Source organism: Streptomyces sp. TRD_SC_5 (assembly GCF_056836825.1).
Genome location: NZ_JBWZZS010000001.1, coordinates 6,238,647 through 6,256,339, shown reverse-complemented (window position 1 = coordinate 6,256,339; position 17,693 = coordinate 6,238,647). Strand labels below are relative to the sequence as shown.

Genomic DNA, 17,693 nt, shown 5'->3' with positions numbered 1-17,693 from the left:
GGAAGAAAGGGGAGAGAAGCGGTACGAGGTCAGGCCTCGCCATCGCGCGCCGTGCGGCGCTGGACCAGTACGGCGGCGACGATGATCGCGCCCTTGGCGATCTGCTGTACGTCGCTCTGCAGGTTGTTGAGCGCGAAGATGTTGGTGATCGTGGTGAAGACCAGGACACCCAGGACGGAACCGACGATGGTGCCCCGGCCGCCGCTGAGCAGTGTCCCGCCGATGATCGCCGCCGCGATGGCGTCGAGCTCGTACAGGTTCCCGTTGGTGTTCTGTCCCGAGCCGGACAGGATGATCAGCAGGAAGGCGGCGATTCCGCAGCACAGTCCGGACAGCAGGTAGAGGTAGAGGCGCTGGCGGCGTACGTCGATGCCGGCGAGCCTGGCCGCTTCCGCGTTGCCGCCGACCGCGACCGTACGCCGCCCGAAGGTGGTGCGGTTGAGCAGCAGCCAGCCGACGACGGTGACCACCGCGAAGACCAGGACGAGTGGCGGTATGCCCAGCACGTACGAGTCCGGAACGCCGAGGTCGAGTACGGACTCGACGGTGACGATCTGCGTCTTGCCGTCGGTGATCTGGAGGGCGAGTCCGCGGGCCGACGCCAGCATGGCGAGCGTCGCGATGAAGGGCACCATCCCGCCGTACGCGATGAGCAGTCCGTTGACGAGTCCGCAGGCGAGGCCGACGATCACCGCCGTGAAGAGGATGCCCGCGAAGCCGTACTCCTGGGTCGCGAGCGTCGTCGCCCACACCGAGGCGAGCGCCACGATCGCGCCGACCGAGAGGTCGATGCCGCCGCTGGTGATGACGAAGGTCATGCCGACGGTGACGACACCGATGACGGACGCCTGGGTGAGGACGAGCTGGAGATTGCTGGAGTCCAGGAACTGCTCGGGCTTGGTGAAGCCGCCGACCGCGACGAGGACCGCGAGTACGCCGAGCAGCGACAGATTGCGTACGTCGAGGCGCAGCCCGATTTTGCGCCAAGCCGACTGCTCCGGGGGCGACTTGGTGGTGCTGACGACCGGACCGTCCTGCTGATGCTGTTGCTGCGCCGGCGAGACAGGCTGCGTCATGGCGTCGGGCTCCCTTCCATCACGAGGTCGAGTACGCGGTGCTCGTCGAGCTCCCGGGCGGGCGCCGTGTGGACGACGCGCCCCTCCCTGAGCACCAGCACCCGGTCGGCGAGCCCCAGGACTTCCGGGACTTCGCTGGATACGAGAAGTACGGCGAGGCCTTCGTCGGCCAGCCTGCGGATCACGGCGTACAGCTCGGCACGCGCCCCGACGTCGACGCCGCGCGTCGGTTCGTCGAGCAGCAGGACGCGGCAGCCGCGCAGCAACCAGCGGGCGAGTACGGCCTTTTGCTGGTTGCCGCCGGAGAGGGTGCGGATGCGGGCGTCGGGGTTGTCGGGCCGCAGGGACAGTTCCCGGGTGGCGGCCTGGGCGGCTTCGCGTTCGGCTGTACGGTCGAGCCAGCCGCCGCGCGAGAAGCGGGACAGGGTCGACACGGACACGTTGCGGGTGACGGATTCGAGCATCAGCAGGCCCTGGGCCTTGCGCTCTTCGGGTGCGAGCCCGATGCCGGCCCGGACGGCGGCGCGGACGCTGCCGGGGCGCAGGAGCTTCCCGTCGACGAGTACGCGCCCCGCGGTGGGTTTGCGCGCGCCGTAGATCGTCTCCAGTACTTCGGACCGCCCGGAGCCGACGAGCCCGGCGAGGCCGACGATCTCGCCGGGGCGGATGTCGAGGTCGAGCGCCGCGAACTCCCCGTCCCTGGCGAGTCCTTCGACCCTGAGGACGGGTCCGGCGACCGCCGGGTCGTCGCCTGCGGGCCGCCGGGGGAAGACGTACTCGACATCGCGGCCGGTCATCAGGGCCACGACGTCACGCGTCGGGGTGCTCTTGGCGGGCAGTCCGACCGCGACCGCGCGTCCGTCCTTGAGTACGGTCACGCGGTCGCCGATGCGCCGGATCTCTTCGAGCCGGTGGGAGATGTAGACGACGGCGACGCCGTCCGCGGTGAGCCCGGCGACGATGCGGAAGAGGTTGTCGACCTCGTCGGGGTCGAGGGCGGCGGAGGGCTCGTCCATCACGATGAGGCGTACGTCGTGGGAGAGCGCCCGCGCCATGGAGACGATCTGCTGCTGGGCGGCGGACAGCGAGCCGACCAGGCTGGCGGAGTCGATCTCGGTGTGGCCGAGGCGCTTCAGCAGGGCGGTCGCGGACGCGCGGGCCTCCCTGGCGCGTACGACAAAGCCGGCGGTGGTCGGCTCGTGGCCGAGGAAGATGTTCTCGGCGACCGACAGGCCTTCCACCAGGTCGAGTTCCTGGTAGATGGTGGCGATGCCGAGGCGCATGGCGGCGATGGGCGACTTGAGGGAGACCGTGCCGCCCTGCCAGGTGATCTCGCCGCCGTCGGGCTGGTGTACGCCCGCGAGCACCTTGATGAGGGTGGACTTGCCGGCGCCGTTCTGGCCGAGCAGGCAGTGGACCTCGCCCGCCTGGACCTCCAGGTCCACGCCGTCGAGGGCGCGGACGCCGGGGAAGGACTTGGTGATGCCGGACATGGTGAGGAGTAGGGGTGGGGCCGGGGTTGGGGCTGCTTGCGGTGGTGCCATGACGGTTCCCCTCGGCTGGTGCGGCGGCCGGTGAGCGAGCAGGGCAGGGCGAAGGTGGGCAGGGCAGGGCCGAGCCAGGTGCTGTGGTGCTGTGTCGCGTACGGGTCGTGCGTGCGCCGGCCGGGGTCAGGCAGGCGAGAACAGGTGGTCGCTGATGAGCCTGGCCGCGCCGATCACGCCGGCGGCGGGCCCGAGCTCGCCCAGGACGATGGGCAGGTTGCCGGTCGCGAGCGGCAGCGACTGGCGGTAGACCTGGGTGCGGACGCTGGCGAGCAGGGTGTGACCGAGGCCGGTCACCCCGCCGCCGATCACCACGAGCCCGGGGTTGAAGAAGCTGACGAGTCCGGCGATGACCTGGCCGACGCGGTTGCCGCCCTCGCGGATGAGGCCGAGCGAGGTGGCGTCGCCGGCGGCGGCCGCCGCGGCGACGTCGGCGGCGGTGAGCCGTCCCGCCGCTTCGAGACGCGCGGCCAGTTCAGGTGAGCGGCCGGAGCGGGCCGCGTCCTCGGCGTCGCGGGCCAGCGCGGCGCCACTGAAGTGGGCTTCGAGGCACCCCTTGTTGCCGCAGGCGCAGGCGCGGCCTTCCGGTTCGACCTGGATGTGGCCGATGTCGCCGGCGCTGCCGGTCGTACCTCGGTAGACCTCGCCGCCGACGACGATGCCGCAGCCGATGCCGGTGCCGATCTTGACGCAGAGGAAGTCGCCCACGGAGCGGGCGACGCCCGCGTGCTGCTCCCCCATCGCCATCAGGTTCACGTCGTTGTCGACCATGACGGGGCAGCCAAGCTCCTGGCTGAGTGCCTCGCGTACCGGAAAACCGTCCCAGCCCGGCATGATCGGCGGCGCGACCGGCACACCCTCCGGGAAGCGGACCGGGCCGGGCACGCCTATGCCCGCCCCGTCGAAGCCCTCGGCGAGACCGGAGGCCTTGAGCTTGGCCGCCAGGGCGAGGGCCTGCTCGAAGACCGCGACCGGGCCTTCCCGTACGTCCATGGGGTGGTTGAGGTGGCCGAGTACCTCCAGTTCCGCGTTGGTGACGGCCACGTCGATCGAGGTGGCGCCGATGTCGATGCCGAGGAAGCGCAGGGCGGGCGCGAGCCGGATGTTGTGCGAGCGCCGGCCGCCGCGCGAGGCGGCGAGGCCGTCGGCGACGACCAGACCGGTGTCGAGCAGCCGGTCGACCTCGACGGCGAGTTTGGACCGGGAGAGATCGATCTGATCGCCGAGCTGGGCCCGGGAGTTGGGTCCGCCGTCACGCAGCAGACGGAGCAGTCGCGCCTGATGCGCGTTCGCGGGTCGAGCCGTCATCCGTCTCACGTGCCCCTCCCTGCCTCATAGGCCGTTCTCCGTCGGGCTTTGGAGGGGAACGTAGCAGCGGCTGCCGGGAGTGGGAAGAAGTTGCGCAGGAATCCACTCCAACTTTCTCCACACCGAGGACAAAGACGGTTCCCCGGCGAAATGACCACAGCGTGCGGGAAGTTGGCCGGCGACGGGGCGACGGGGCGACGCCTTTCGTCGACCGGGCCGCTAAACCACGCGCTCGTGGTACGTCGTGCGGGTGTGCTCCGTGTGGGCCCGCATGATCTCGGTGGCGCGCTGCTCGTCGCGGTCCGCGATCGCGGCGATCAGCGCGCGGTGCTCGATCCAGGACTGCTTGCCGCGCTGCCGGGCTACCGGCGTGTAGTACCAGCGCACGCGCCGGCCGACCTGCGCGGCCAGTTCGGTGAGGACGACGTTGCCCGCCAGCTCCATGACCTTGGCGTGGAACTGCGCGTTCAGCGACACCGCGAGGTCCACGTCGTCGTCCGCGACGGCCTGCTCGCCCCTCGCGCACACCTCTTCGAGCACGTCGATACCGGCCGACCCCGCTGTAGCGGCGGCGAGCCGGGCCGCCTCGGCCTCGAGGAGCGTACGTACGGAGAGCAGCTGATCGGCCTCCTCCTCGGTGGGCTCGTGCACGAACGCGCCCTGCGCGGGCCGCAGGTCGACCCACCCCTCGGTGTTGAGCCGCTGCAACGCCTCGCGCACGGGCTGCCTGGACACGCCCAGGTGCCCGGCGAGCTCGCTCTCGACGAGGTGCTGGCCGGGCCGCAGGGCCCGGGTCGTGATGAGTTCGAGCAGCGCCTCGTACACGCGCTCGCGGAGCGGTCCCGGCCTCTCCAGCTTGGGTACGGTCCCTTGCGGCAGTCCTGCGGACAACATCGCGGTGTCCCCCTTCGGGCAAACATCGGCGAGCGCTGACGGTGATTGGCTATCGTCTACAGTCTACCGAGCGCGATCCTTCCCATGCCGAGATCCTCGTCACCATGAGCCCCCGGCACGGACGCGGGCCCCGGCGCGACAGCGCCGAGGCCCGGGAATCACGGGACGGTGAGCGTCAGGGGCAGCGGATGACCTGCCCGGCGTACGACAGATTGCCGCCGAAGCCGAAGAGCAGCACGGGCGCGCCGGACTCGATCTCGCCGCGCTCGACCAGCTTGGACAGGGCCATGGGGATGCTGGCCGCCGACGTGTTGCCCGAGTCGACGACGTCGCGGGCGATCACCGCGTTCACGGCGCCGATCTTCTGCGCGACGGGCTCGATGATCCGCAGGTTCGCCTGGTGCAGGACGACCGCCGCCAGCTCCTCGGGTGTCACACCGGCCCGCTCGCACACCTTGCGCGCGATCGGCGGCAGTTGGGTGGTGGCCCAGCGGTAGACGGACTGGCCCTCCTGGGCGAAGCGCGGGGGCGTGCCCTCGATGCGTACGGCGTGGCCCATCTCCGGCACCGAACCCCAGAGCACCGGGCCGATCCCCGGCTCCTCGCTCTCCGCGCACGCCTCGACGACCGCGGCGCCCGCGCCGTCACCGACCAGGACGCAGGTGGTGCGGTCGGTCCAGTCGGCGATCTCGGCCATCTTGTCGGCGCCGATGACCAGGGCGCGGGTGGCGGAGCCGGCCCGTACGGCGTGGTCGGCCGTCGCCAGGGCGTGGGTGAAGCCCGAGCAGACGACGTTGAGGTCCATCACGGCCGGCGAGGTCATGCCGAGGCGGGCGGCGACGCGGGCGGCCATGTTCGGGGAGCGGTTGATCGCGGTGGAAGTGGCGACCAGCACGAGGTCGATGTCGGCGGGGGTGAGGCCCGCGGAGGCGAGGGCCTTGGCACCGGCGTGCGCGGCCAGCTCGTCGACGGGCTCGTCGGGACCCGCGACGTGGCGGGTCCTGATGCCGACCCGGCTGGTGATCCACTCGTCGCTGGTGTCGACCAGGGCCGCCAGATCGTCGTTCGTGAGCACCTTGGCAGGCTGATAGTGCCCGAGCGCGACGACTCGTGAGCCGGTCATTGGCGGTTCCACCCCTCTTTGCGGACAGTCGGAACGGTCCAGTCTTCTTTGCGACTCACCAGTACGACGGCAAGTGAACCGACAGGATTCGCCCCCGACTCTTTGGAGCTTCTTGCTGACGGCGACCCTTGACCGCCCCAAAGGCATACTGTAGACAATATTCTGTCGACTCTTCCAGACCCTACCCGCTCCCCCTTACTCGGTCCCTCAACCGATCGGAGAGCCCCGTGAAAGTCGCAGTTGTCGGCGCCGGAGCCATCGGCGCGTATGTCGGGGCCGCGCTCCACCGCGCGGGCGCCGAGGTCCATCTGATCGCCCGGGGCCCGCACCTCGCGGCCATGCGCCGAAGCGGCGTACGGGTCCTCAGCCCGCGCGGCGACTTCACCGCGCGGCCCGCCGCGACGGACGACCCGGCCGAGGTCGGGCCGGTCGACTACGTCTTCCTCGGCCTCAAGGCCAACTCCTACGCGGGCTCGGGCCCTCTCGTGCACCCGCTCCTGCACGACCGTACGGCGGTGATCGCCGCGCAGAACGGCATCCCCTGGTGGTACTTCCACGGCCTGCCGGGACCGTACGCGGGCCGCCGCATCGAGAGCGTCGACCCGGCGGGCGCGGTCAGCGCGACGCTGCCGCCGGCGCGCGCCATCGGGTGCGTCGTGTACGCCGCGACCGAGCTCGAGGCGCCCGGCGTCGTACGCCACCTGGAAGGCACCCGCTTCTCGATCGGCGAGCCGGGGCGTGACGTCTCGCGCCGCTGCCTGGACTTCAGCGAGGCCATGCGGGCCGGCGGCCTGAAATGCCCCGTCGAACCCGACCTGCGCAACGACATCTGGATCAAGCTGCTCGGCAACATCTCCTTCAACCCGATCAGCGCGCTGGCCAGAGCCACCATGGGCCAGATCTGCCGCCATCCGGACACCCGCGCACTCGTCGAGTCGATGATGCGCGAAACGCTGGAGGTCGCGGCCGCCGTCGGCTGCCACCCCGAGATCTCCGTGGAGCGGCGCATCGCGGGCGCCGAGCGCGTCGGCGACCACAAGACGTCCACCCTCCAGGACCTGGAGAAGGGCAAGCCGCTCGAACTCGACGTGCTGCTCGCCGCCGTCGTCGAACTGGCCCGCCTGACGGACACGTCCGTACCGACGCTGCGCGCGGTGCACGCGCTGGCGGACCTGCTGGCCACCAACTCCTCCTCAGCTGGGAGCGCACAGTGAAGAAGAAGAAGGACAGGCAGCCGAAGCAGTACACGAGGCTGACTCATCCGCTCGTACGGGACGCCAACGGCACACTGCGGCAGGCGACTTGGGACGAAGCGCTGGAGCGGGCGGCGGCCGGTTTCCGGCGGGCGACGGACACCTGCGGCCCGGACGCCTTCGCCATGCTGTCCTGCGCCCGCGCGACCAACGAGATGAATTACGTCGCGCAGAAATTCACCCGGGTGGTCATCGGCACCAACAATGTCGACTCGTGCAACCGGACGTGCCACGCGCCGAGCGTGGCCGGTCTGTCGGCGGCCTTCGGTTCGGGCGGCGGTACCTCGTCGTACGAGGAGGTCGAACACACCGACCTGATCCTGATGTGGGGCTCCAACGCGCGCTTCGCCCACCCGATCTTCTTCCACCACGTCCTCAAGGGCATCAGGAACGGCGCGCGGATGTACGCCGTCGATCCGCGCCGCACCTCGACCGCCGAGTGGGCGGAGGGCTGGCTGGGCCTGAACGTCGGGACGGACATCCCGCTGGCTCACGCGATCGGCCGGGAGATCATCCACGCGGGGCTGGTGAACCGGGCGTTCGTGGACCGCGCCACGACGGGCTTCGCGGAGTACGCCGACCTGGTCGAGCCGTGGACCCTCTCGGCGGCGGAGAAGGTGACGGGCGTCCCGGCGCCCGCGATCCGGGAGCTGGCGCACGCGTACGCGACGGCCGAACGGGCGCAACTGTGCTGGACGCTGGGCATCACGGAACACCACAACGGCACCGACAACGTGCGCGCCCTCATCAACCTGTCGCTGCTGACCGGTCACGTCGGCCGGTACGGCGCCGGGGTCCAGCCACTGCGCGGCCAGAACAACGTCCAGGGCGGCGGCGACATGGGCGCCATCCCGAACCGGCTGCCCGGCTTCCAGGACATTCTCGACCCGGTGGCGCGGGGCAGGTTCGAACGTACCTGGGAGACCGTCATCCCGCCCCGGTACGGCATGACGCTGACGGAGATGTTCGAGGCGATGGAGAGCCGCGAGCTGCGAGCGGTCTACTGCATCGGCGAGAACCCGGCCCAGTCGGAGGCCGACAGCGAACAGGCGATGCGGCGGCTGGCCGCGCTCGACCACCTGGTGGTGCAGGACATCTTCCTGACGAAGACCGCGCAGATGGCGGACGTGGTCCTGCCCGCCACGGCGGCGTGGGCGGAGACGGACGGGACGACGACCAACAGCGAGCGGCGGGTGCAGCGGGTGCGGGCGGCGGTGAAGCCGCCCGGCGAGGCCCGGGAGGACATCGACATCATCTGCGCGCTGGCGCAACGACTGGGCCATGACTGGAAGTTCGCCGACTCGGAGACCGTCTGGAACGAACTGCGGGCGTTGTCCCCCGACCACTACGGCATGACGTACGACCGCCTGGCGGAGCACCAGGGCCTGCAGTGGCCGTGCCCCAGCACGGACCGGCTTCCGTCGAGCTTCCTGCACGCGCGCTTGTGGGAGACGGACCCGGAGCGGCGGGGCCCGGCGGCTCCCTTCGGCCTCGTCGCACACGACCCGCCCGTCGACCTCACGGACGAGGAGTACCCGCTGCGGCTGACGACGGGCCGGCGGCTCGACTCGTACAACACCGGTGTGCAGAGCGGGAGTTTCGCTTCCCCGCTGCGGCGCGGCGAGTACATCGAGCTGTGTCCGGAGGACGCGGCGGCGTACGGCGTCGAGGTGGGTGAGGAGGTCCGGGTCTCGTCACGGCGGGGCACGGTGACCGCGCCGGTGTGGGTCGATCCGGGGCTGCGGCCGGGACTGGCCTTCATGACGATGCACTTCCCCGACGAGGTCGACACGAACCAGCTGACGATCGAGGCGAACTGTCCGATCGCCGGGACGGCGGAGTTCAAGGCCTCGGCGATACGGATCGAGAAGCTGGAGAACGTGGAGAAGCTGGTGCCGGCATGGACCTGAGGTACACGGACGCGAAGCCGTCGGACGACGAACGGGCGGCGGTGGACGATCTGTTGGGCCCGCCGGAATCGGGCTGGGAGGGCGCGGACCGGTCGCGAACCGACCTGCGCTGGGCGCGCGGCGGGGCAGCGGCACGAGAGCGCCGCGACCTCCTCCTCCCGGCACTGCACGCGGTCAACGACCGGGTGGGGTGGCTGAGCGAGGGGGCGCTGGACTACATCTGCCGCCGGTTGACGGTGCCGCCGGCGGAGGCGTACGGGGTGGCGACGTTCTACGCGATGTTCTCGGTGAAGCCACGCCCGGCGAAGGTCCTGTACGTCTGCACGGACCTCGCCTGCGCGGCGCGGGGGTCGGGGGCGGTGTGCGCGGGGCTGGAGGAGAGGTTGGGGGCGGCGGGGGCGGTGAGCCTTGCGCGCGGCGCGGCTGCGGACGGCTCGGCTGCGGGGGGTGTGGTGTGGCAGCCGAGCCCGTGCCTGGGACTGTGCGAACGGGCTCCGGCGGCGCTGCTGTTGCAGGCGGGGGCTACGCCGCCTGTTGCGGGCCCCGGTGCGGCTGCTGGGCCCGGACCCCTGGCCGGCGGCGCCCCATTGGAAGGGGCTCCGGTGAAGGCGCGAGAGACTTTCCCCATACCCGCCCCTTCCCGAATCCGGGGGCAAGCCCCCGGACCCCCGGAGCGGGGCGATGCTCCGGGGCGGGGCCCCGGCCCCAAGCCCGGCAGCTCCGCGCCGGCGCCGGCAGCGGGCGCCGGAACATCCGGCGCGGCCGGTACCGCCGGTGATGCCAGTACCGCCAGGACCGCCGGCGCAACCGGCGTGGCCGGGGAGGGCAGAGGCGGGCAGGTGGTCGGGGCATCGGTCGGGGCGCTTGTCCCCGGTGCCCGGCACCGTGTCGCCGTCGTCGTCGCGCCGGCCGCCGTGGAAGCGGTGCTCACGGCCATCGCCGCCCCGGAGCACGCGAGCCCGGAGCCCGGCGTCGCGGCCGCCGTGCCCCAGGCAGGCGACCCCGGCCTGGTACTCCTGCGCCGGGTCGGCACCGTGGACCCGTACAGCCTCGACAGCTACCGCGCCGCCGGCGGTTACACCGCGCTGCGCCGCGCCTTCGCCCTCGGTCCCGCCGGCGTCATCCGGGAGGTACTCGACGCCGGGCTCGTCGGGCGCGGCGGCGCCGCGTTCCCCACCGGGCGGAAGTGGGAAGCCACCGCCCAGCGGCCCGACCACCCCCACTACCTCGTCTGCAACGCCGACGAGAGCGAACCGGGCACCTTCAAGGACCGCGTCCTGATGGAGGGCGATCCGTACGCCCTCGTCGAGGCCATGACCATCGCCGGGTACGCGACCGGAGCCCACCAGGGCTACCTCTACCTCCGGGGCGAGTACCCGCGCGCGTACGAACGCCTCACGCACGCCATCGCCCGGGCCCGGCTGCGCGGCCTCCTCGGCCCCGACGTCCTCGGCCACGGCTACGCCTTCGACATCGAGATCCGGCGCGGCGCCGGCGCGTACATCTGCGGCGAGGAGACCGCGATCTTCAACTCGATCGAGGGGCAGCGCGGCGAACCCCGCAGCAAGCCCCCCTTCCCGGTGGAGAAGGGCCTGTTCGGAAAGCCGACCGCCGTCAACAACGTCGAGACGCTCGTCAACGTCCTGCCGATCCTCACCGAGGGGGCCGCGGCGTACGCCCGTACCGGCACCGCGTCGTCCACCGGGACCAAACTCTTCTGCGTGTCAGGTCAGGTCGACCGGCCCGGAATCTACGAGCTCCCCTTCGGCGCCCGCCTCCGCGACCTCCTCGAACTCGCCGGAGGCCCGCCCCCCAACCTCCGCGCCATCCTCCTCGGCGGAGCGGCCGGCGGCTTCGTACGCCCCGACGAACTCGACATCCCCCTCACCTTCGAAGGCACGCGCGCCGCCGGCGCCACCCTCGGCTCCGGGGTCGTCCTGGTCCTGGACGACACCGTCGAACTTCCCGCCGTCCTGCTGCGCATCGCCGAGTTCTTCCGCGACGAGTCGTGCGGGCAGTGCGTGCCCTGCCGCGTCGGGACCGTACGGCAGGAAGAGGCGTTGCACCGGATCAAGAACCGTACGGGCGCTGCCGCCGCCGGTGACATCGCGCTGCTCCGTGAGGTCGGCGGGGCCATGCGGGACGCCTCGATCTGCGGTCTGGGACAAACCGCGTGGAACGCCGTCGAGTCCGCCATCGACCGCCTGGGAGCCTTCGAATGACCGCGATCCCGCTTCAACCGCCGCGCAGGCTCGTCGAGTTCACTCTGGACGGCGCCGCGACCCGCGTCCCTGAGGGGTCGACCGTCCTCGACGCCTGCCGGGCCGCAGGCAAGGACATCCCGACCCTGTGCGAGGGCGACACCCTCACCCCCAAGAACGCGTGCCGCGTGTGCGTCGTAGAGGTCGAGGGCGCCCGTACGCTCGCCCCGGCCTGCTCGCGCCGCGCCGAGCCCGACATGATCGTACGTACGGACACCGAGCGTGCCCGGCACAGCCGGAAGATCGTGCTGGAGCTGCTCGCCTCCTCCACCGATCTCTCCACGACGCCGCGCGCCGCCGAGTGGATCAAGGAGTACGAGGCGAAGCCGGAACGCTTCGGCCCGGACGCGGCCCGCCTGAACGAGCAGCCCAAGATCGACAACGATCTCTACGTACGCGACTACGACAAGTGCATCCTCTGCTACAAGTGCGTCGACGCGTGCGGGGAGCAGTGGCAGAACACCTTCGCCATCGCCGTCGCCGGACGCGGCTTCGACGCCCGCATCTCGGTCGAGCAGGACGCCCCGCTGACGGACTCGGCGTGCGTGTACTGCGGAAACTGCATCGAGGTGTGCCCGACCGGCGCGCTCAGCTTCAAGTCGGAGTTCGACATGCGCGCCGCCGGGACCTGGGACGAGCCGTCCCAGACGGAGACGACGACGGTGTGCGCGTACTGCGGCGTCGGCTGCAATCTCACCCTGCACGTGCAGGACAATGAGATCGTCAAGGTCACCTCGCCGCACGACAACCCGGTGACCCACGGCAACCTCTGCATCAAGGGCCGCTTCGGCTACCAGCACGTACAGAGTCGGGACTGATCACCATGGGACGGGTCACCGAGCGCCGCCGCGTCATCCGCGTCAGGGACGGGGTGGTGAGCGCCCGGCCGGACACGCTGGTCGCGGAGGAGCCACTCGAGATCCGCCTGAACGGCAAGCCGCTCGCGATCACGATGCGGACGCCGGGCGACGACTTCGCGCTCGCGGCCGGATTCCTGGTGAGCGAGGGGGTGCTGGGGGCCGCCGACGACGTTCAGTCGATCGTGTACTGCGCGGGGGCGACAGCGGACGGCGCGAACACGTACAACGTGGTGGACGTGAAGCTGGCGCCCGGCGTCCCGGTCCCCGACATCACCCTTGAGCGCAACGTCTATACGACGTCGTCGTGCGGGCTGTGCGGCAAGGCGAGTCTCGACGCCGTACGCACCACCGCCCGCTTCCCGATCGCCGACACTCCCCCGGTCCGGCTGACACCGGAACTGCTCGCCGGCCTCCCCGACCGGTTGCGGGCGGCGCAGCAGGTGTTCGACAGGACCGGGGGCCTGCACGCGGCGGCCCTCTTCTCCGAGACGGGCGAACTGCTCGACATACGGGAGGACGTGGGCCGGCACAACGCGGTCGACAAGCTGGTGGGGCGGGCCCTGCGGGACGGGCGACTGCCGCTGTCGCGCGCGGTGCTGCTGGTCTCCGGGCGGGCGTCCTTCGAGCTGGCGCAGAAGGCGGTGATGGCCGGGATCCCGGTCCTCGCGGCGGTCTCGGCCCCTTCCTCCCTGGCGGTGGACCTCGCGGCCGAGACGGGTCTGACGCTGGTCGGTTTTCTGCGCGGACCCAACATGAACGTGTACGCGGGCGACGAGCGCATCGCCCTGCATTCCGGGGTCTGACGCGCCCCGCGGCACGGGATACGGGCCCGGTCGGCGGGGAGCGCCCCCTGCGCCGGCCGGGCCTCTCCGTGCCGGGCCCCTCCGTTCAGCGCTGCCCGCGCCGGGCTCGCTGCCTGGCCTCCGCCGGGGGCGGGATGAACTGGAGCTCAAGGGTGGCGGGTGGTGTCGCGATGCCGGGGCCGCCTGCCGCGACCCAGGTCAGGATGTCGTCCGTACAGTCGTCGTCCAGTGCCCAGCCGACCCAGGCGGCGCGCCCGCCTCTCCTCCGCCCCTCGGTGGAGGGCTGGACGACCACGACGTTGGCCTGTCCGCACGGGCCGAGACAGTCACTGGTACGCACGAGGAGCCGCCCACCGGAAGCGGCGGCGGCGTCGCGCAGGCGGCGGAGCTGGCCTTCGTGGTCGGTACCGGGGTTCTTGCCGGCGTCACCGCAGCAGCAGCCGCGGCACACGGTGAGGGCGCACGGGCGGGGCCCGAAGGGGCGTATCACGGAAGTCACTTGACGATCTTGCCAGGTGTGACGGCTTCCCGTGCGGGTGCGGGTGTGGTGGGGTGCGGGTTGCCCGCGGCGCTGTCCTCTCCCCTACCCCCATCCAGCGAGCGCCGTTTCGCGATCACCGCGCACACCATCAGCTGCATCTGGTGGAACAGCATCAGCGGCAGCACGGCCATCCCCGCTCCCGCCCCGAACAGCACGCTCGCCATCGGCAGCCCCGCCGCCAGCGACTTCTTCGACCCGGCGAACTGGATCGCGATCCGGTCCGCCCGGCCGAAACCGAGCCGCTTCGCGCCGTACCAGCTCACCGTGAGCATCGCCGCGAGCAGCGCCGCCTCCACCGCCACCAGCGCCCCGAGCCGGCCGGGGCTCACCCGGTGCCAGATGCCCTCGGTCACGCCGTGGCTGAACGCCGTGTAGACGACGAGCAGGATCGAGCCGCGGTCGACGTAACCCAGCGCTTTCTTGTGCCGCACCAGGAACCCGCCCAGCCACCGGCGCAGCAGCTGGCCCGCCATGAACGGGACCAGCAGCTGGAGGGCGATCTTCGGCAGCGAGTCCGCGGAGAAGCCGCCCGCGCCACCCGCGCCCCCGCCGATCAGCAGCGCCGCGAGCAGCGGCGTCAGGACGATCCCGATGAGGCTGGAGAAGGAGCCCGCGCAGATCGCCGCCGGGACGTTGCCGCGTGCGATCGAGGTGAAGGCGATCGAGGACTGGATGGTCGAGGGGACCAAGCAGAGGAAGAGGAGGCCGCCGTACAGCTCGGGCGTGAGGACGTACGGAACCAGCCCTTTCGCCGCGAGCCCCAGCAGCGGGAAGATCGCGAACGTACAGACGAGGACCGTCAGGTGCAGCCTCCAGTGGCGCATCCCGTCGAGCGCCTCGCGGGTGGAGAGCCGCGCGCCGTACAGGAAGAACAGCAGCGCCACGGCCCCCGTCGAGAGCCCGCCGACGGCCTCGGCCGCCGCGCCGGACGCCGGCAGCAGGGTCGCGAGGACGACTGTCCCGATCAGCATCAGGATGTACGGATCGACCGGCAGCCAGGACGGGAACCGAAACTGCGACGTGCGGCGGCTCATCTGCTCCACTTGCTCGCTCTCGGTCGGTACGTGCCCTCTCCATGGTCCACGTGATCCCGGCGATCGGGAATCCCGTACGCCGAACTCACTGTTATCGCGATCTCCGATCACCGCCGCTACGCTCACTCCCATGTACGACCCCACCCAGCTCCGCACCTTCCTCGCCGTCGCCCAGACCCTGAGCTTCACGCAGGCCGCGCGCCGTCTCGGCCTGCGTCAGTCCACGGTGAGCCAGCACGTGCGCCGGCTGGAGGAAGCGACCGGGCGCAGGCTTTTCACGCGCGACACCCACCGCGTGGAACTCACCGAGGACGGCGAGGCGATGCTCGGTTTCGCCCGTACGATCCTGCGCGCACATGAGCGGGCGGCGGCCTTCTTCGCGGGGACCCGGCTGCGCGGGCGGCTGCGCTTCGGCGCCTCCGAGGACTTCGTACTCACCCGGCTGCCCGAGATCCTCGAGTCCTTCCGCCGCGATCACCCCGAGGTCGAACTGGAGCTGACCGTCGAGCTCTCCGGCACCCTGCACCAGCAGCTCGAAGCAGGCCGGCTCGATCTGGTCCTCGCCAAACGGCGGCCCGGCGACACGCACGGCGAGCTGGTCTGGCAGTCGACGCTGACCTGGATCGGCGCGCCGTCGCTGCGCCTCGACCCCGACCGCCCCGTTCCCCTGATCGTCTTCCCACCACCGGGAATCACCCGCGCCCGCGCCCTGGAAGTACTGGAGGACAACGGCCGCCCCTGGCGCATCGCCTGTACGAGCGGCAGCCTCAGCGGGCTGGTCGCGGCGGCCCACGCGGGCCTCGGCGTCATGCCCCACACCCGGGGCCTGATCCCGCCGGGCCTGGCCCCCGTACCGGCGAAGGCGGGTCTGCCGGAACTCGGCGGCGTCGACTTCGTCCTGCTGCACGGCCGCAGGAGGGCCGCCGCCCAGGACGCCGCCGACGCGCTGGCGGCGGCCATCCTCGCCGGTGGCGACCGGCTGCACCGGCCGCCGGCCGGCCGGCCGTGACACCGCCCGGCGGGAAGACGGAATGGGAAGCGGGCGTACAGATTCCGTGGAGATTCGCGCGCAGCCTACTTACTCCAAGGTCAGGAGAGCGCCCGGGCCTTCCCCCTGTGACCGTATTGCACCTGTTGAGCGGTGCATATGCACAGTAATTCGGATTCCGCGACCCCCTCCCGCGTACCAAAACCTTGAGGTAGCGTCACGGCGCTGTGCGGAGCGCCACAAGGAGCAGGTCATTGCGCGAGTTCACTGTCCCACCCATGGCGACGGCGCCTCAGGTCGGCGGACTGGCGGACGTCGTCTTCGATCACGCCGAGAACGATCCGCACCGCGTCGTACTCGGACGCAAGGGCGACGACGGGCGCTGGCACGACGTGACGGCGGAGCGGTTCCGTGACGAGGTGCTGGCCGTCGCCAAGGGGCTGCTGGCGCACGGCGTGCGGTTCGGCGACCGTGTCGCGATCATGTCGCGTACGCGCTACGAGTGGACCCTCTTCGACTTCGCGTTGTGGACGGTCGGCGCCCAGCCTGTACCGATCTATCCCACCGCCTCCGCCGATCAGGTCTACTGGACGCTGCACGACGCCGGGGTGACGGCCTGCATGGTCGAGCACGAGGACCATGCGATGACCATCGGCTCGGTGGTCGGCCGGCTGCCGATGCTGGGGCGCCTGTGGCAGCTGGACGCGGGGGCCGAGGCCGAGCTCGTCCGGGCGGGCGCGCACCTCGCCGACGACGTGGTGCACCGCCACCGGCGTGCGGTGACGCCGGATTCGGTGGCGACCGTGATCTATACGTCGGGGACCACGGGGCGGCCCAAGGGATGCGTGATCACGCACGCCAACTTCATGTACGAGACCGACACCGTGCTGGCCCGCTGGGAATCGGTGTTCCGTTCCAAGCCGGGCGACGAGGCGGCGACGCTGCTGTTCCTGCCGCTCGCGCACGTCTTCGGGCGGATGGTCGAGGTCGCGGCGGTGCGCGGGCGGGTCAAGCTCGGGCACCAGCCCGTGCTCGCGGCGCATGCGCTGATGCCGGACCTGGTGGCCTTCCGGCCCACGTTCATCCTGGCCGTGCCGTACATCTTCGAGAAGGTCTACAGCGGCGCGCGGCGCAAGGCCGACGCGGACGGGAAGGCCGGCCCGTTCGACAAGGCCGTCGAGGTGGCGGTGCGGTACGCCGAGGCCCAGGAGCACCGCGCCTTCGGCACCGGCCCCGGGCCTTCCGCCGCGCTGCGGCTACAGCACCAGTTCTTCGAGAAGGCCGTGTACGCGAAGGTGCGCGAGGCCATGGGCGGGCGCGTGCGGCACGCGATGTCCGGCGGTTCGGCGATGGAGCGGCGGCTCGGCCTGTTCTTCACGGGCGCGGGAGTGACGATCTTCGAGGGATACGGGCTGACCGAGTCGACGGCGGCCGCGACCGCCAACCCGCCCGAGCGCACCCGCTTCGGCACGGTGGGGCTGCCGCTGCCCGGCACGACCGTACACATCGCCGACGACGGTGAGATCTGGCTGCGCGGCGGCCAGATCTTCTCCGGGTACCTGAACGATCCCAAGTCCACCGACGCCGTACTGCACGACGGCTGGCTGGCCACGGGTGACATCGGGGTGCTGGACGAGGACGGCTACCTGACGATCACCGGGCGGAAGAAGGAGATCCTGGTGACCTCCAGCGGCAAGAGCGTGTCGCCGACCGGACTGGAGGAGCGGGTGCGGTCGCATCCGCTGGTCGCCCAGTGCATCGTCGTCGGCAACGACAGGCCGTACATCGCGGCGCTCGTCACGCTCGACCAGGAGGCCGTGGACCACTGGCTCCAGATGCGGGACAAGCCGCCGCTGAACCCGGCCGACCTGGTGCGGGACCCGGAGCTGGAGATGGAGGTACGGCGTGCGGTGGTGGCCGCGAACACGCTCGTATCGCCGGCCGAGTCGATTCGTACGTTCCGGATACTGGCCCACCAGTTCAGCGAGGAGCACGGACTGCTGACCCCCTCGCTCAAGCTCAAGCGCAGGGCGATCGAGGCGGCGTACGCGGTGGAGGTCGACGCGCTGTACCGGTAGGACCTCATCCGCACCGGTTA

At 71.2% G+C, this 17,693-nt stretch carries 14 protein-coding genes; 7 read left to right on the top strand and 7 right to left on the bottom strand.

Features of this window, described 5'->3' with window-relative positions; genetic code table 11:
* Nucleotides 1-29 precede the first annotated feature (29 nt).
* From AC1P0E_RS28700 to AC1P0E_RS28680, 5 genes are all read right to left on the bottom strand, one after another.
* Nucleotides 30-1,076 (bottom strand): ABC transporter permease, encoded by a 1,047-nt coding sequence (locus tag AC1P0E_RS28700; protein WP_482745006.1) that lies wholly within the window; start codon nt 1,074-1,076, stop codon nt 30-32.
* Entirely contained in the window at nt 1,073-2,620 is a 1,548-nt protein-coding gene (locus AC1P0E_RS28695; RefSeq protein WP_482745005.1) for a sugar ABC transporter ATP-binding protein, read from the bottom strand. The genes AC1P0E_RS28700 and AC1P0E_RS28695 overlap by 4 nt, the downstream gene beginning before the upstream one ends.
* 126 nt (nt 2,621-2,746) lie before the next feature.
* Nucleotides 2,747-3,928, bottom strand: coding sequence for an ROK family transcriptional regulator (locus AC1P0E_RS28690; RefSeq protein ID WP_482745938.1), 1,182 nt, complete (start codon nt 3,926-3,928; stop codon nt 2,747-2,749).
* Between the two features lie 219 nt (nt 3,929-4,147).
* Complete coding sequence (locus tag AC1P0E_RS28685) at nt 4,148-4,822, bottom strand: GntR family transcriptional regulator (RefSeq protein WP_482745004.1); 675 nt, start codon at nt 4,820-4,822, stop codon at nt 4,148-4,150.
* A 175-nt stretch (nt 4,823-4,997) separates the two neighbouring features.
* A complete protein-coding gene (locus AC1P0E_RS28680; RefSeq protein ID WP_482745003.1) occupies nt 4,998-5,945 on the bottom strand; it encodes a beta-ketoacyl-ACP synthase III in 948 nt (315 codons plus the stop codon).
* A 128-nt stretch (nt 5,946-6,073) separates the two neighbouring features.
* Here AC1P0E_RS28680 and AC1P0E_RS28675 point away from each other — a divergent pair, with 128 nt between their 5' ends.
* Genes AC1P0E_RS28675 through fdhD form a run of 5 tightly spaced genes read left to right on the top strand, consistent with a single transcriptional unit; the run spans nt 6,074 to nt 13,032 of the window.
* Nucleotides 6,074-7,159: a 2-dehydropantoate 2-reductase gene (locus AC1P0E_RS28675; protein ID WP_482745002.1), complete on the top strand. Its 1,086-nt coding sequence runs from the start codon at nt 6,074-6,076 to the stop codon at nt 7,157-7,159.
* Nucleotides 7,156-9,108: a molybdopterin oxidoreductase family protein gene (locus tag AC1P0E_RS28670; protein ID WP_482745001.1), complete on the top strand. Its 1,953-nt coding sequence runs from the start codon at nt 7,156-7,158 to the stop codon at nt 9,106-9,108. Before AC1P0E_RS28675 ends, AC1P0E_RS28670 begins: the two co-directional genes overlap by 4 nt.
* Entirely contained in the window at nt 9,099-11,330 is a 2,232-nt protein-coding gene (locus AC1P0E_RS28665) for an NAD(P)H-dependent oxidoreductase subunit E (protein ID WP_482745000.1), read from the top strand. Before AC1P0E_RS28670 ends, AC1P0E_RS28665 begins: the two co-directional genes overlap by 10 nt.
* Nucleotides 11,327-12,187: a 2Fe-2S iron-sulfur cluster-binding protein gene (locus AC1P0E_RS28660; protein WP_482744999.1), complete on the top strand. Its 861-nt coding sequence runs from the start codon at nt 11,327-11,329 to the stop codon at nt 12,185-12,187. The genes AC1P0E_RS28665 and AC1P0E_RS28660 overlap by 4 nt, the downstream gene beginning before the upstream one ends.
* 5 nt (nt 12,188-12,192) lie before the next feature.
* The gene (gene fdhD / locus AC1P0E_RS28655) at nt 12,193-13,032 is read left to right on the top strand and encodes a formate dehydrogenase accessory sulfurtransferase FdhD (RefSeq protein ID WP_482744998.1); all 840 of its coding nucleotides are present in this window, start codon (nt 12,193-12,195) and stop codon (nt 13,030-13,032) included.
* Nucleotides 13,033-13,117: 85 nt separating this feature from the next.
* On the opposite strand, the gene AC1P0E_RS28650 is transcribed toward fdhD, so the two are convergent.
* Both AC1P0E_RS28650 and AC1P0E_RS28645 read right to left on the bottom strand, forming a co-directional pair.
* Nucleotides 13,118-13,531: a (2Fe-2S) ferredoxin domain-containing protein gene (locus AC1P0E_RS28650; RefSeq protein WP_482744997.1), complete on the bottom strand. Its 414-nt coding sequence runs from the start codon at nt 13,529-13,531 to the stop codon at nt 13,118-13,120.
* The gene (locus AC1P0E_RS28645) at nt 13,528-14,607 is read right to left on the bottom strand and encodes a bile acid:sodium symporter family protein (protein ID WP_482744996.1); all 1,080 of its coding nucleotides are present in this window, start codon (nt 14,605-14,607) and stop codon (nt 13,528-13,530) included. The genes AC1P0E_RS28650 and AC1P0E_RS28645 overlap by 4 nt, the downstream gene beginning before the upstream one ends.
* A gap of 130 nt (nt 14,608-14,737) precedes the next feature.
* Here AC1P0E_RS28645 and AC1P0E_RS28640 point away from each other — a divergent pair, with 130 nt between their 5' ends.
* Entirely contained in the window at nt 14,738-15,616 is an 879-nt protein-coding gene (locus AC1P0E_RS28640) for a LysR substrate-binding domain-containing protein (protein WP_482744995.1), read from the top strand.
* 257 nt (nt 15,617-15,873) lie between these two features.
* A complete protein-coding gene (locus tag AC1P0E_RS28635) occupies nt 15,874-17,673 on the top strand; it encodes an AMP-dependent synthetase/ligase (RefSeq protein ID WP_482744994.1) in 1,800 nt (599 codons plus the stop codon).
* Nucleotides 17,674-17,693: the final 20 nt, after the last annotated feature.